This is a genomic window from Flavobacterium sp. Root935 (assembly GCF_001429295.1).
Taxonomy (GTDB): domain Bacteria; phylum Bacteroidota; class Bacteroidia; order Flavobacteriales; family Flavobacteriaceae; genus Flavobacterium.
The window spans coordinates 652815-668221 of the sequence record NZ_LMJL01000008.1 but is presented as its reverse complement, the minus strand read 5'-3'; the positions used below and the strand labels follow the sequence as shown (position 1 = coordinate 668221).

The following is a 15407-nucleotide window of genomic DNA, read 5'->3' as shown; positions in this document are numbered from 1 at the left end:
AATTTATTCGATTAAAACCATTTTCGGGTAAAAAGTGTGACTAAAGTTTTTGGCGAAAAAGTGATAATAAATCGTATTTTTTCATTGTATTTTGTTTGTGCTATTTCCCATCCGTTATTAGAATAAACAGGAAAATAGAGTTCAAAGTAGTCTGGAACAAGATTTAAACGCACACCAGTATCATAAGCAAAGAACTCTTTTTGGTGTTTATTTTTAAGGAAACCAATATCGCCATAAAGTTCAATCCAATTCCAAACGGCATAACTAGTATTCAAAGTGGTCATCCATTGATTGGCAAACGCAGGTTCTAATTGTGATTTAAAACCTCCCTCTGCAATTACATACTGCTGACTAAAAAAACCGCTGGTTTCAGATCTTCCAAAAAGATTGTAATCAAACAAATAATCGGTTGGCCGGTCTAGACCAAAACTAAAATAATCTGAATTTGTTTTGTTGTACAAGAAACTTCCAGCGTACAATCTTAAGTTTAGTTTACGATTGTTCTCAAATAATCTTCGGTATTCAACTTCTCCTGATACTTTTCCAAATCCACCCGAAAATTGCAAATCGGTCATAAAACTAAAATGGTCAATCAGTTCAGTTTTGATGTTTGAATAACGTGCATTAAAAACAGAATAATTAGGCTCAGAGTTATCCGTAATAAATTCGCTCGCTTCTCGCTTTACAATAATCTGGCGAAATAAAAATTGTTGTTTTCTATTGTCTCTAAAATCTTTTTCGCGAATGCGGAACAGCACCATCGGATTCAATCTCAAATAAGTAGCGTCTGGTGCGTAATGAAAATAATTTTGACTAATGGAATAACGAACATTGTATAAAGTGGAGTTTCTGTAATATTGATTCCAAGAAAAAGCAGACGAACCAGATATCGTTCCCGCTTTAAGGGAATAAGCTGGATTAATATCAAAATTAAAAGGTTTGTCTAAAATCGTCTTATTGCTAAAGCGAATTCCAGGCGTAAAACCATCATAATAATTATAAGTCAGCGTCGGAAGATATAAGATCTGATTGTAAAAAGGATCTTCTAAATCTTTGGCGAAGTTAAATTTAATTGGGCGATTGGTTACTGCAATATGTTTTAGCGATTTCCAATTATTTCTTTGGTTGTATTCTGGAACTTCATTATCGTAGTTTAAAACAATTTTATCAGCATTCTTTCTGTCGAATTCATAAACAGAATCCTTTGTTTTAGGTTCGATCCATTCTTTAAAAACAACTTCCTTTTTTTTAATTCCGTAAACGGGAATCGGAGCGTAAAATCCAGTTTTGTTTTTAATTGAAAATTTAACGCTGTCTGCAGTTCTAGAAACATTAGAGAATTTATAGTCGATAATGTCTCGAGAATCAATAATAGTATTAAAGAACCAATCTAGATTTTTGGGACTTTTTTTGGTTAATATTTTTTCAAAATCGTAGCGGTTTGTTTGTTGTTGTTTGTTGAGATTGTAAAATTCCTTTACACTTTCTGGAACAATATCATGATTCAGATAATCATCTAAATAACTCAAACTTAATCCAGCTCGATATTTACTGGCAATCTGTTCGTTGAATTTGATTAAAGTATTCTTGGGATCTCCCAGAGGCTGATCTAAATTTTTACGAGCCATTAACATGTAATAATAGCTGTATTGCTCATTAAAAGTTAAGTTGGTAATGTTGTAACTTTTAAAAAGCTTCATGTTTGAAAGTCTTCCCAGCATTTTTTGATCCAGGTGATTCTCTTCCATATATTTCATCATGGCATAAATCTGAATTCCATCATAAACCCAGTTGTCTTTTCGCGGATCCAAACGAAGACTGTTTTGGAGATAAGTATTTAAAAATGTCTTTAAAAACTGAATTTCAAATATAAAATCATCTGAAAACGGACTAATAAAAGAAGGAAGCTGATTTAATCCATAAAACGGATTTCGATCATAATCTATTTGAGAAACTGTTATTTTTTCATGCGGATATTTACCAATAAAGTTTTCTGCAAAAGAAGCAACTCGATCAATAATTATAGCTTTTTGAATTTCATCGATCTTCTTGCTTTTCAAATTAGTTGCAATTTCTATTGATTCATTCGCATAAGTTCGAAATCCGTTTTGCTTTTCTATAAAAAGACTAAAGTCGGTTCTGTCTTTACCAGAGAAGGAATAAATACTGTAATCGCTATTGCTTACATCTTTAGAAACCGAATTAAGGTCTGTTGTAATAGAATATTGATTCGGGATTTTAATAGCAATTTCGTAACTAGTTACTGCGTTGGCAATATCATCAAGATTGAAATTGTTGTACTTTATAAAATTATGATCTTCAAAACGCGCAGGACTTATAAACCAATTTTTCAAAGCCATTCCGCCATTTTGGTCAAAACCAAAACGAGTAAATTTGTCGTTTGGAATTTTTGAAATGTAAGTAAGATGTAAATCTATTTTTTCTCCAGGCGCCAATTTCCTGTTTAATTTTACCGTAATATAATCTGGATTTTTACCGTCTCTTTCCCATTCAAGAGCTATAAAATTGGGATCCAAAAGGTTTAGAATTGTAGTTTTTCCCCTGTCAGCAGCTTTGGCCAAATGAAAACCTCTATAAAATTCATCAGAAAATCGTTTTGCCAGAGGTGTGTTTTTATCAGCAAAAGCATTATTCCAGTCGTTTAAAACAATCGAGACTAAAGAATCATTCGAAGTATTGTAATACGTAATATCTTGTTTTACATTCAGTGTTTTCAATTCAAGATTTACCGCCACCTCCATCTTAGACAGATGTTGTGCATGAAGTTTTATCGAACTGAATAAAACTAAAATAGAGCAGATAATTTTAAAAAAGAATTTCAAGAATGGCGCAAAATTTATGAGTTATATACTTAAGTTACGTATATAAAGTTACTTCGGATTTTTGTAAAAATAGCATAAAAAAAGCTGTTTAAAAAAACAGCTTTCAATTTTTACGTATTTGAAGTAAAATTTAACCATATAAGTTATATAAGTTCATATAAAAGTATTGTTTTAAACGTTGCGCTTAAACGCTTATATCACTTATCTGTATAGCTTAAATTTAGAAATTCGGACTTAAATCGTATTTCTTGTAGAATTTATCTAATACGTCAACAACTTCATCTTCAGTATCTACAATCTTAAATAAGTTTAAATCTTCTGGGCTTACTGTATGCATTTTTTCAACCAATACCGTTTTTACCCATTCGATTAAGCCAGACCAAAATTCAACTCCAACCAAAATGATTGGGAATTTTCCAATTTTCTTAGTCTGAATCAATGTGATCGCTTCAAACATTTCGTCCAAAGTTCCAAAACCACCTGGCATAACCACAAAACCTTGCGAATATTTAACGAACATTACTTTTCTCACAAAGAAATAATCGAAATTCAAGTTTTTATCATGATCGATATACGGATTAAAATGTTGCTCAAAAGGAAGTTCGATATTCAATCCAACCGAAGTTCCACCGCCCAAATGTGCGCCTTTATTTCCAGCTTCCATAATTCCGGGACCACCTCCTGTAATCACACCGTAACCTGCTTTACTAATTTTGTAGGCAATTTTTTCAGCTAGTAAATAATATTTATCATCTGGTTTGGTTCTCGCAGATCCAAAAATCGAAACACAAGGACCAATACGTCCCATTGCTTCGTAACCATTTACAAACTCAGACATAATTTTAAAAATCGCCCAGCTGTCATTGGTTCTAATTTCATTCCACGTTTTTTGTTTCAAACGGTCCTGAATTACTTTATCTTCATCATTATCAAAATCTTCTAATCTCATTTTAGGTATTTTAATTTATTATTTTATTATGTTTTTCCTCATTGTCATCATGAACTCAGACTATGAATAAGGAGCTGATTCCTGCTGTCCGCTATATTCCAGATAAACAAAAACTATGGCTAAAAAGCCTTGTTTTTCTAAATCGGGAGATGCCGCTCCCATCAGAGCTAGGGCAGTTGGTTCCAAAATAAACAATTGGTTTAATTTAAAGATCTCTCTTTAAAACTTTGAAGTTTTCAGAAAAAGCGGATACTAAATTAACGCTTTTTTCTAGAATTGTTATAAAATGAGGGATTAATTAAATTGTAAAAGTAACAGAATTCGACTTTTTTTGTGTATGCGTGTTGAATACCAGTGGCTTGTGAAGTAAGTAAAATATTTTTTTTTAATAATAATTTATCTTTCTAGTTCTTTTAGAATGGATAGATCCATTTCTAATAATTGTGATTGTAATCCAATTATCATTCATGTCATATTGATAATCGTATTCCAAACCATTAGAATCTTTATCGTAGTTACTATCAGATTTTATTATCTCAGAAATAACATTATTATTTTCGTCATATTTATAATTAAAAATTACCCCTTCATTAGATAATTCAACAATGTTGTTTTTTGCATCAAATTCAAAGCCATAAGTACCAGTGACTTTAAATTTAGTCGAATTAACTGAATTAATTCTGTTGAATTCGTCATATTTTATAGTGATTGAATTTTCTATTTTATTTGAAAAAAAATGATCAATTTTTGAAAATTCACCCTTTTTATCTAAATAGTAAATCTTTTTTTGAGGATTTGAATTGAATATTGTTGAATCTTTTTTTAATTCTTGAATGCTATGATTCTTATCTCCAAAATTATATGTTTTTTCAGTAATGGTATTATCCGCATATTCAAAAAGAGATAAAGACCCAAAAATGAATGGTACATTTTCTCTGATCTCATATTGATATTTTTTTACTAATTTATTTTTGTCTATGTATTGATAATCTTCAATATGTCTTTCGATAATATTTTGTTTTTGATCATAATTGGTAAGTGATTTTTTTATGATATTATTGTTGTAATCGTAGAAAATACTATCTGTAGAAGATAATTTATCCGCAATATTGGTTCCAATAGCGTAGGATTGTCTTGTAATAATTTTGTTGGAGTAATTGAAAGTTATTTTTTTATGGTAATAAAAATTCTCAATCTTTTGTATTTTACCATCACGTGTAAACTCTATGAAATACATTTTAGCTTTATTATTATTGTAATAATAACTAACATCTTTAATAGGTTTGTTTTTATTGAAAAAAAAGTCTTCTAAATTAATTTCAAAATAATAATCATAATAAGCCTGATAATTCGGTGTTGGGTTAATGCTAAATTTATTTTTAATGCTTCGATAAGTATTTTTCGGATAATTAAAAGTTTCTATTTGCTGACTAAATATAGCATGATTTACAAATAACAAAATGTAAAAGATTTTCTTCATATACTTAAAATATTACTCCAATTCTTTTTTCAAAAACTTAGCCGTATAACTTTTTTTATTCTTTGCTACTTCTTCAGGAGTTCCTTTAGCAACCAATTGTCCGCCGCCTTTTCCTCCTTCTGGGCCAATATCGATAATATAATCCGCAAGTTTTATAACGTCCATATTGTGTTCGATAACCAGAATTGTATTTCCTTTATCAACTAGTTTGTTAATTACTTCCATTAAAACGCGAATGTCTTCAAAGTGTAATCCGGTTGTAGGTTCGTCTAGGATATAAAATGTATTTCCAGTATCTTTTTTAGATAGTTCTCCAGCCAGTTTAATTCGCTGCGCTTCTCCTCCGGAAAGAGTGGTACTTTGTTGACCAAGTGTAATATAGCCTAAACCAACATCTTGGATGGTTTTGATTTTACGGTAAATTTTCGGAATGTTTTCGAAAAACGGAACCGCTTCATCAACTGTCATATCCAATACATCAGAAATTGATTTTCCTTTATATCTAATTTCTAAAGTTTCTCTGTTAAAACGTTTTCCCTGACAAGTTTCGCATTCTACGTAAACATCTGGAAGAAAGTTCATTTCGATTGTTCTTACACCAGAACCTTCGCAGGTTTCGCAACGTCCGCCTTTTACGTTAAAGCTGAAACGCCCCGCTTTGTAACCACGAATCATGCTTTCAGAAGTCATGGTAAACAGATTTCTAATTTCTGTAAAAACTTCGGTATAAGTCGCTGGATTTGAACGCGGTGTTCTTCCAATCGGACTTTGATCTATATCAATTACTTTGTCAATATGTTCTAAACCTTCAATCTTTTTATAAGGCTGTGGTTTTTTTACGCCATTAAAATAATACGCATTTAGAATCGGGTAGAGTGTTTCGTTAATTAAAGTCGATTTACCACTTCCAGAAACTCCAGTTACGCAGGTTAATTGTCCCAAAGGTATTTCAATAGAAACATTTTTCAGGTTATTTCCTGTTGCGCCGGTTAGTTTTAAGAATTTCCCATTTCCTTTTCTACGCTTTTTCGGAATCTCTAATTTCATTTTACCATTCAAATATTGAGCAGTAATGGTATTTGATTTTAAAGTTTCTGCGGGAGTTCCAATACTGATGATTTCTCCGCCGTATTTTCCTGCTTTTGGACCAATATCAATAACGTAATCAGCTGTTTCGATCATGTCTTTATCATGTTCAACCACAATAACCGAGTTTCCGATATCACGTAACTGCTCCAAAGATTTAATCAGTTTTTCGTTGTCTCTTTGATGTAAACCAATACTTGGTTCATCCAGAATATAGAGAACTCCAACCAATTGCGAACCAATTTGTGTTGCCAAACGAATACGCTGTGCTTCACCACCAGAAAGCGATTTTGAGCTTCGGCTTAAAGCCAGATAATTCAAACCAACATTCATCAAAAAGTTCAAACGATCTTTTATCTCTTTTACCACTTCAGAAGCAATCAAAAGCTGTTTGTCTGATAAATGATTATTCAAATCCTGAAACCAGGCAGTCAAATCAGATATATCCATATCACACAATTCGGTGATATTTTTTTCATTCACTCTAAAAAACTGTGCTTCTTTTTTCAAACGAGAACCATCACAAACGGGACAGTTAATTTCGTCCATAAAATCTTTTGCCCAGCGTTTTATGCTTGTTGTGGCACTTTCATCGTATTGATTTTTGATGAAATTAGAAATTCCTTCAAAATCAATTTTATATTCTCTCGTTACACCAAGATCTTTTGAGTTTACAGCAAATTTATCTTTTCCGCCATACAAAATCATAGTCATGGCTTCTTCTGGAATTTTCTCGATTGGATCCGTAATTTTAAATCCAAATTTTTCTCCGATTGTTTCTAACTGCTTGAAAATCCAAGAAGATTTATATTCGCCAAGCGGAGCAAAACCACCGCTTTTTATCGATAATTTCGGATTCGGAATAATCTTTTTTACATTGATTTCATGAACAGTGCCTAATCCATTACAATGCGGACAAGCTCCTTTTGGAGAGTTGAAAGAGAATAGATTCGGCTCTGGATTTTGATAAGATATTCCAGTCGTTGGACACATTAAATTTCTACTGAAATAGCGCACTTCATTACTGTCCTGATCTAAAATCATCAAAACATTTTCACCATGATGCATTGCTGTATTAATACTTTCAGCCAACCTTTTCTGATTGTCAGGTGTGTCTTCAATCTGCATTCTATCTACAACAATTTCAATGTCATGGGTTTTGTAACGATCCAGTTTCATTCCAGAAACCAAATCCTGAACTTCGCCGTTTACGCGGACTTTTAAAAATCCTTGTTTGGTAATCTGCTGGAATAATTCGGCATAATGTCCTTTTCTGGCTTTAATTACGGGAGCGAGAATATTAATTCTTTTTCCTTTGTAATCCTGAATAATCAAATCTTTAATTTGTTCATCAGAATACGAAACCATTTTTTCGCCAGTGTTGTAACTGTAAGCGTCTGCACCACGTGCGTATAGAAGTCGCAGGAAATCGTAAATTTCAGTGATAGTTCCAACAGTCGAGCGTGGGCTTTTGCTGGTAGTTTTTTGTTCAATAGCAATTACAGGCGAAAGTCCGTCGATTTTATCTACATCAGGGCGTTCCAACCCGCCGAGGAATTGTCTGGCATATGCCGAAAAAGTTTCAACATAACGACGCTGACCTTCAGCATAGATAGTGTCAAACGCCAAAGACGATTTTCCAGAACCAGATAAACCAGTAATTACAACTAGTTTTTCTCTCGGAATAGAGATATCGATATTTTTTAGATTATGAACTCTTGCACCAAGAACTTCAATAGTATTGTCTTTTTCTAACATAAATTTGAGCAAAACGCAAAGTTACCACTTTGATTTGTTCTTTTTGCACTAGACTATAGAAGTTTATGTTAAAAATTGTAACAAAATGCGCTGATGAAAATCAGCGCATTTTTTACTTTTTTCTATTAAAAAAATAATCTAAATTATTTTGTACTAATATTATTTGATGCTAAAATTTTATTAAAAGCATCTTCTTTCCCATCTTTTTTCATTTGAGCATAAATCATTTGAATTATTTTTTCAGCATCAGTACGATAGGGCGATTTTTGGTCTATATAAATATTATATGCTTTACACATGTTATCTAAACCTTTTTCTGAATCGTTTAAATGCAAGGCATACATTTGTCCAATTCCATAAAAAACTTCTGGATTGTTAGGTTCTATTTGTGCTAGTTTTTCGTATGTCTTTACGGCCTTTTTATAATCTTTTTTATAAGAGTAAACAACAGCAATATTTTGAAGCGGCATTAAACCGTTCGGATCTATTTTTAGTGATTTTTCGTAAGCATCAATCGCTTGGTCGTACTGCTCTAACCTGCGATAGCAAATTCCCATATTATCATATGCAAAAGCAAAATTAGGATCAATTTTTACAGCTTTTTTATAATATTCAATTGCTCCTTTGTAGTTTTCTTTTTTTGTTTCTTCAATTGCGAGCTGATAATTGTCTAAAGCTTCTTTGTTTTTAGAAACAGAGTTCGTATTCTCTTTGTCATTAGCTGCTATTTTATCTTTTAGAGGAACACAATTTGCCATTAAATAACGTTCGATTTTATAATAAATATCCTTGAACTCTGCGGAGTTTTGATCAAAATTCATTTCCATATTTATCTCCTTGTTGCCGCTTGAATCTGTTGCTGCCTTTGATAAATCAAGATTTGCAAATTTTTCTCCCAATTGGTATGCGCCAACTCTTACGCTTATACAAGAATGTATATCTGCAGTTACAGAATCTCTTGCTCTATCTATTGTTGAAATAGAATCAATACATTTACAAGCTTCATCAGCTATTTCAGCCAGCAATTTTTTTGTGTCAATTTTTGATGTTTCCTGCGATTGAGCATTTTCCAATCCAGCAAGTAAAAGAAGAATAATAAAAATGTTTTTCATTCTTAATGGTTTTTGGTTAGTTTTTTTAATATTAAATCATAACCAAATATAGTATATTCTGTATGAATATGTCTATTAATATTTTACCATAAAAATTATTCAATCGTCATAGAACGAAGTTTTGTTCTATAAGCTTCAAGTGCTATTGATTTGGAAATGAAGCCGTGATATTTGCCGTTTCTTAAAACAGGAAGAAATGCCGATTTCGATTTTTCAAATTTACTCATCACGATTTCCATACTGTCAAATGAAGAAATTGTAGCAGCTGGCGTTTTCATTACATCTTTAATCTGGGTATATTTTACGCGGTAAGCATTGAAAATAATTTCTCTAATATCATTAAAATGTACAACGCCGACTAAATCTTTATCATTGTTAACAACTGCGAAAACAACTTGGTTAGAATGTGAAATAAGATCGACCAATTTACTTAAATTTTCATCGGGATGAACGGTTAAATAATCACATTGAATGATGGTGTCGATATCTAAAGTTGAAAGAATATTAGAGTCTTTATTACTGGTAAAGGCGTGACCTTTTTTCGCTAATCCTTTTACGTCAAGCGAATATTTTTCATAACGTTTAGAAATTGCAAAACTAATAGAAGAAACTATCATAAGCGGAATCATTAATCCGTAACCTCCTGTTATTTCTGCAATCAAGAAAATAGCGGTCAAAGGAGCATGAAATAAACCACTCAAAATTCCAGCCATTCCGACCATCGTAAAATTGGTGATAGGAAGTTTTGATAAACCGATAAGTGTTATAAATTTAGAAAAGAAATAACCCAAATACGAACCTAAAAATAGAGAAGGAGCAAAGTTTCCTCCATTTCCACCACTTCCAATAGTTAATCCTGAAGCAAAAACTTTAACCATCATTGTTGCTCCCACAAATAGCAGCAAAACCCATTGGTTATTTCTAAAATCTGCAAACAAAGTATTGTCTAATAGTTTTCCAGGATCTGTTTCAGACAAAGTTTTGATGCTTTCATATCCTTCACCAAACAACGTTGGAAAAATAAAAATTAGTAACGCTAAAAGCGATGAACCAATTAACGCTTTTTTGTATGGATTAATCTGCTGCTTGGAAAAATAATGCTCAACTCTCTGAAAATTTCGAGAATAATAAATAGCAACTAATCCCGTAAGAACACCTAAAACAACGTAAAAAGGAATATTATGAAAATCGAACGTTTCTTGCTTTTTAAAACTCAAAAGAATCGTTTCATCTAAAACAATTGCGGAAACTAATGCACCTGTTGCAGCAGAAATCATAATGGGTGTAAAGGCAGAAATACTAACATCTACCAGTAAAACTTCAATAGCAAAAAGAACTCCAGCAATTGGAGCATTAAAAGCAGCTGAAATTCCAGCCGCAACGCCACAGCCAATTAATAAAGTTCTGTCTTTGTACGGCAGTTTGTAATTTTGAGCGAAATTTGAACCAAATGCAGCTCCAGTAATCACAATCGGACTTTCTAAACCTGCAGAACCTCCCAAACCGACGGTTAAGGAACTGGTAACAATCTGAGCATACATCTGTTTTCTCGGAATAATGCTGGCTTTTTTTGCAACAGCATAAAGTATCTGTGAAGTCCCTTTTTGTATAGAGCCGTTAAGTACTTTTTTTACCACAAAAACCGTCAGTAAAATACCAACAATTGGCAGAATACTATTAATGAAACTTAGTTTTAAAATTCCGTTGATGTAAGTGGCAAAAGAAAATACGCTGTGAGCAAAAGTTTTTAAAACGATTACTGCTAAAGAGCATGAAATCCCAATTAAAACACTTGATAAAAAAATAAACTGCTTTGGAGTCATTAACGATTGCGCCAAAGCAATTATGCTTTCGAGTCTTCTGAAATATTTTTTTAGCATTAGGTTTTAAAAATTATCGTTCTTACAAAATTAGGCTATAATCTTAGATTAAAAAAATAAAAAGGCAGAACTATTAAAAACCAACGGCAGTATCATCTCCACGAAAATCAGCTCCGCCTTCAAGACTTTTATTTGGAAGAACTAAAATTGCATCCACTTTTCCGATGATAGGAGTTGGTTTTTCGTTGATTAGATAATTTTTAGCTTTAAGCTTGTCAATTGTTTTTGTTTCGAAGGTACTAGGTTCAAAAGTAATTAAATCGGGAAGCCACTGATGATGGAAACGTGGTGCATTTACAGCTTCCTGCATACTCAAATTATATTCGTAAACATTTAAAATGGTTTGTAAAACAGACGTAATAATGGTTGAACCTCCAGGAGTTCCTACAACCATAAATAATTTTCCGTCTTTCTCTACAATTGTCGGTGTCATTGAACTTAACATGCGTTTTTGCGGTGCAATGCTGTTGGCTTCATTTCCAACTAAGCCAAACATATTAGGAGAACCCGGTTTAGCGCTGAAATCGTCCATTTCATTGTTTAAGAAGAAGCCTAATTCATCACAATAGTATTTTGAACCGTAACCATCATTTAAAGTTGTAGTAGCAGCAATTGCATTTCCGAATTGGTCTACAATAGAATAATGTGTGGTTTCGGTACTTTCGGCGTAATTTACTTTTCCTTCTTTTATTTCAGAAGATAGAGTGGCTTTTTCTGGATTGAAACTAGCCATTCTATTCTGTAAATAATTTTTATCTAATAATTCTTTAATCGGAATTTTTACAAAATCTGGATCTCCTAAAAAGAAACTGCGGTCGGCATATGCTCTTCTTTCAGCTTCTACAATAACCTGAATAGATTCAGCTGTATTATGTCCCATTTTTGCCAAATCGTAAGGTTCCAGCATTTTTAAAATTTGTGCCAGACAGATTCCTCCGCTGCTAGGAGGTGACATCGAAGTAATTTTTAAGTCTTTATAAGTAAATTGAAGTGGTTTTCTCCATTTGGCTTCATATTTCGCTAAATCCTGCAGGGTAATAATACCGCCTTTTTTTTGAAGATAATCTACAAGAATTTTAGCCGTTTCGCCTTTGTAAAACTCATTTCTTCCTTTTTTCTGAATTCTTCTCAAAGTCTTAGCTAAAGCTGGATATTTAATAGTATCATTCTCTTTAAAATTTCCAGATAAAAGAGAAGTTTCTCCGTTTATCTTTACTATGCTTTCGTGATAATCTTTTAAGCTTTTTTCTTGTTTTTTGGTCACTACAACTCCTCTTTCTGCAAGAGCAATTACAGGTTCTAGAATTTTAGAAATTGGCATTGTTCCGTACTTTTTATGTACAGCAAAAACTCCGGCAATAGTTCCAGGTACACCAATAGCAAGAGCTGTTTCGGTGCTTTTTCCTTTTATAACATTTCCTTGGCTGTCTAGAAACATATCTTTTGTTGCTGCCAACGGTGCTTTTTCGCGGTAATCTAAAGAACCAACTTCTCCATTTGCTTTTCTATACACCATAAATCCGCCGCCGCCAATATTTCCAGCAAAGGGAAATGCAACTGCAAGCGCTAATTCGGTTCCTACCATGGCATCAAAAGCATTGCCGCCTTTTTTCATAATATCGGAACCAATTTTAGAGGCTTCTTCGCGTGCAGAAACGACCATTGCTTTTGTGACAACTAATCCCGTTGGTGCTGTATTTACCTGCTGTGCATTGCTGCTAATATAAATAAGGGCTATTAAAAGCGTAATTTTTTTCATGTGTGTAATCATTTTGTAAATGAGAAAAAGCAGTTAAAGAGAAATCAATTTTGCTTTTGCTTGTATTTTTATTTCTTCAAAAAATGAAGTAAATTCTTCTTCAAATTCGTCGTAAAATTCATTAAGTTCTTCTATCGCATACTGCATTTTAGAAATGTTTTTGGATCTTCGATCCATCTGTGTTAGAATCTGGTGAATCCCCTCTGTAGTTCTGTAACTTAAAAGCCAGTTTCTTTCGATCATATAAGGCATTAGTCCTTGTGTTTTTTCGGTCAGAATACTATAATTCTCATGTAAAGAATTATAGAACCGATTAATAAAACTTTCTAGTTTTTCTTCAGAATAATTACTCCAGTTTTTGGCTAGAAAATGATCGTAAACGATATCTACAATAACTCCCGAATAGTGGTGATATCTGTCGTGCAAACGTTTGGTGCTTTTTCTGAAAATATCGTGAGAATCGGTATAAGTGTCAATGAATCGATGCAGTAAAATTCCTTTTTTTACATCTTCGGGAAAATGCTCAAATTGTTTCCCGCGAATTCCATCGGCCATAAAATTTCCAATTTTGATCAAATCATTTTCTCCAGAAAGATATATGTGGGCTAAGAAATTCATTTTTTTGAGTTGCTAAGATTCTTAGAGGCTAAGTTTCTAAGTTATTTTAGTAAATGTATAAAAACTTTTTTAAATCATTTTGTTATAAAATTGTGTTCTTTCAAAGCAAAACCGTACTACAATTTCAAATTCTTAGAAATTTACTGCGGGAGTAACTCAGTAACTTTTCTATATTTGTAATAAAATAACCCTAACTCACAAAAATGACTCTAATAAAATCTATTTCTGGAATCCGTGGGACGATCGGAGGAAAAGTAGGAGATAATTTAACTCCTGTTGATGCGGTAAAATTTGCGTCGGCATACGGAACTTTCTTAAAAAATAATATTTCTAAAGATAAATTGACAGTTGTAATTGGTCGCGATGCCAGAATTTCTGGGCCAATGATTCACAACCTAGTAGTAAATACTCTAATTGGTTTAGGGATCAATGTAATCGATCTTGGACTTTCAACAACCCCAACGGTTGAAGTTGCCGTTCCTTTGGAAAAAGCCGATGGCGGAATTATTTTAACTGCGTCGCATAATCCAAAACAATGGAATGCTTTAAAATTATTAAATGCAAAAGGAGAATTTTTAAGCGGTGCAGATGGTGCAAAAATCCTTGAAATTGCTGAAGCTGAAGCTTTTGATTTTTCGGATGTTGATAGTTTAGGTGAAATTATACCAAACGATGCTTACATGGATATTCATATTGATGAAGTTTTAAACTTACCATTGGTAGATATCGAAGCGGTAAAAGAAGCTAAATTTAAAGTGGTTGTAGATGGTGTAAATTCTTCTGGAGGCATTATTATTCCAAAACTTCTTAAGCAAATGGGAGTTGAAGTGGTAGAATTATACTGTGAACCAAATGGACATTTCCCTCACAATCCAGAGCCTTTAAAAGAGCATTTAACTGATATTTCTGAATTGGTTGTAAAAGAAAATGCAAATTTAGGAATTGTTGTCGATCCAGATGTTGACCGTTTGGCTTTTATCAGCGAAGATGGTGAAATGTTTGGGGAAGAATATACTTTGGTTGCCTGTGCAGATTATGTTTTGAGTAAAACGCCAGGAAACACAGTTTCAAACATGTCGTCTTCTCGCGCATTGCGTGATGTAACTGCAAATCATAACGGAAGTTACGAAGCAAGTGCAGTAGGAGAGGTGAATGTTGTTGAATTGATGAAGAAAAACAATGCTGTAATTGGCGGTGAAGGTAACGGCGGAATTATTTATCCTGAATTGCATTACGGACGTGACAGCTTGGTGGGAGTTGCTTTGTTCTTAACGCATTTGGCTAATAAAAAAATGTCGGTTTCTGCATTGAGAGCTTCTTACCCGGAATATTATATGAGCAAAAATAAAATTGAATTAACACCACAGATCGATGTTGATGCCATTTTAACTCAAATGACTGAGAAATATAAAAACGAAGATATTTCGACAATTGATGGTGTGAAAATTGATTTTGCAACAGAATGGGTTCATTTAAGAAAATCGAATACAGAACCAATTATCCGTATTTATACAGAAGCACCTTCTCAAGATGCCGCAGATAAACTGGCTCTTCGTATTATTGATGAGATTAAAGTAATAGCTGGAATCTAAGATTTTAGTTTTTTTATATATTCAAAGGGTTGTCTTAAGTAAAGACAGCCCTTTTTTTTAAATCAAACGTTCCTACGGAACGTGAAATTTGGTGACGTTATATNAATGTTCCTACGGAACAAATATTTTTACAATGTTCACTCAACTTTTTAGTTTTTATATTTACAATTATCATTCCGTAGGAATGTTTCGTCGGTAGAAAAAAAAATAGCACACGCATGTAGACGTTCCATAGGAACGTTTGAGATTAGATTGTTAAAAATGCGGTCAAAAATCAAACGTTCCTACGGAACGTGAAATCTGGTGACGTTATATTTTTTTTCTACCGAC

Annotated in this window: 10 protein-coding genes; 1 reads left to right on the top strand and 9 read right to left on the bottom strand. The window is 32.8% G+C overall.

Annotation, left to right across the window (positions count from 1 at the left end; translation table 11 throughout):
• Positions 1-11 precede the first annotated feature (11 nt).
• The 9 genes from ASE40_RS08020 to ASE40_RS07985 all read right to left on the bottom strand — a co-directional run bounded on the left by ASE40_RS08020 (position 12) and on the right by ASE40_RS07985 (position 13485).
• Positions 12-2762, bottom strand: coding sequence for a hypothetical protein (locus ASE40_RS08020; RefSeq protein ID WP_057116426.1), 2751 nt, complete (start codon positions 2760-2762; stop codon positions 12-14).
• A gap of 301 nt (positions 2763-3063) precedes the next feature.
• Positions 3064-3792 carry a TIGR00730 family Rossman fold protein gene (locus ASE40_RS08015; protein WP_057116425.1) on the bottom strand — a complete coding sequence of 243 codons (729 nt, stop codon included), beginning with the start codon at positions 3790-3792 and terminating at the stop codon, positions 3064-3066.
• 60 nt (positions 3793-3852) lie between these two features.
• Positions 3853-3978: a hypothetical protein gene (locus tag ASE40_RS22500; protein WP_262487368.1), complete on the bottom strand. Its 126-nt coding sequence runs from the start codon at positions 3976-3978 to the stop codon at positions 3853-3855.
• Positions 3979-4177: 199 nt separating this feature from the next.
• Positions 4178-5272, bottom strand: a complete 1095-nt coding sequence (locus tag ASE40_RS08010) for a hypothetical protein (protein WP_057116424.1) — start codon at positions 5270-5272, stop codon at positions 4178-4180.
• Between the two features lie 12 nt (positions 5273-5284).
• Positions 5285-8116: an excinuclease ABC subunit UvrA gene (gene uvrA, locus ASE40_RS08005; protein ID WP_057116423.1), complete on the bottom strand. Its 2832-nt coding sequence runs from the start codon at positions 8114-8116 to the stop codon at positions 5285-5287.
• Positions 8117-8259: 143 nt separating this feature from the next.
• Positions 8260-9228: a tetratricopeptide repeat protein gene (locus ASE40_RS08000; RefSeq protein WP_057116422.1), complete on the bottom strand. Its 969-nt coding sequence runs from the start codon at positions 9226-9228 to the stop codon at positions 8260-8262.
• A 95-nt stretch (positions 9229-9323) separates the two neighbouring features.
• Positions 9324-11108 carry a chloride channel protein gene (locus ASE40_RS07995; RefSeq protein WP_057116421.1) on the bottom strand — a complete coding sequence of 595 codons (1785 nt, stop codon included), beginning with the start codon at positions 11106-11108 and terminating at the stop codon, positions 9324-9326.
• 73 nt (positions 11109-11181) lie between these two features.
• Positions 11182-12867, bottom strand: a complete 1686-nt coding sequence (ggt, locus tag ASE40_RS07990) for a gamma-glutamyltransferase (RefSeq protein ID WP_057117000.1) — start codon at positions 12865-12867, stop codon at positions 11182-11184.
• Positions 12868-12900: 33 nt separating this feature from the next.
• Entirely contained in the window at positions 12901-13485 is a 585-nt protein-coding gene (locus ASE40_RS07985; protein ID WP_057116420.1) for an ACP phosphodiesterase, read from the bottom strand.
• A 203-nt stretch (positions 13486-13688) separates the two neighbouring features.
• On the opposite strand from ASE40_RS07985, the gene glmM reads away from it, so the two are divergent.
• Positions 13689-15077, top strand: coding sequence for a phosphoglucosamine mutase (gene glmM / locus ASE40_RS07980; protein WP_057116419.1), 1389 nt, complete (start codon positions 13689-13691; stop codon positions 15075-15077).
• The last annotated feature ends 330 nt before the right edge of the window (positions 15078-15407 follow it).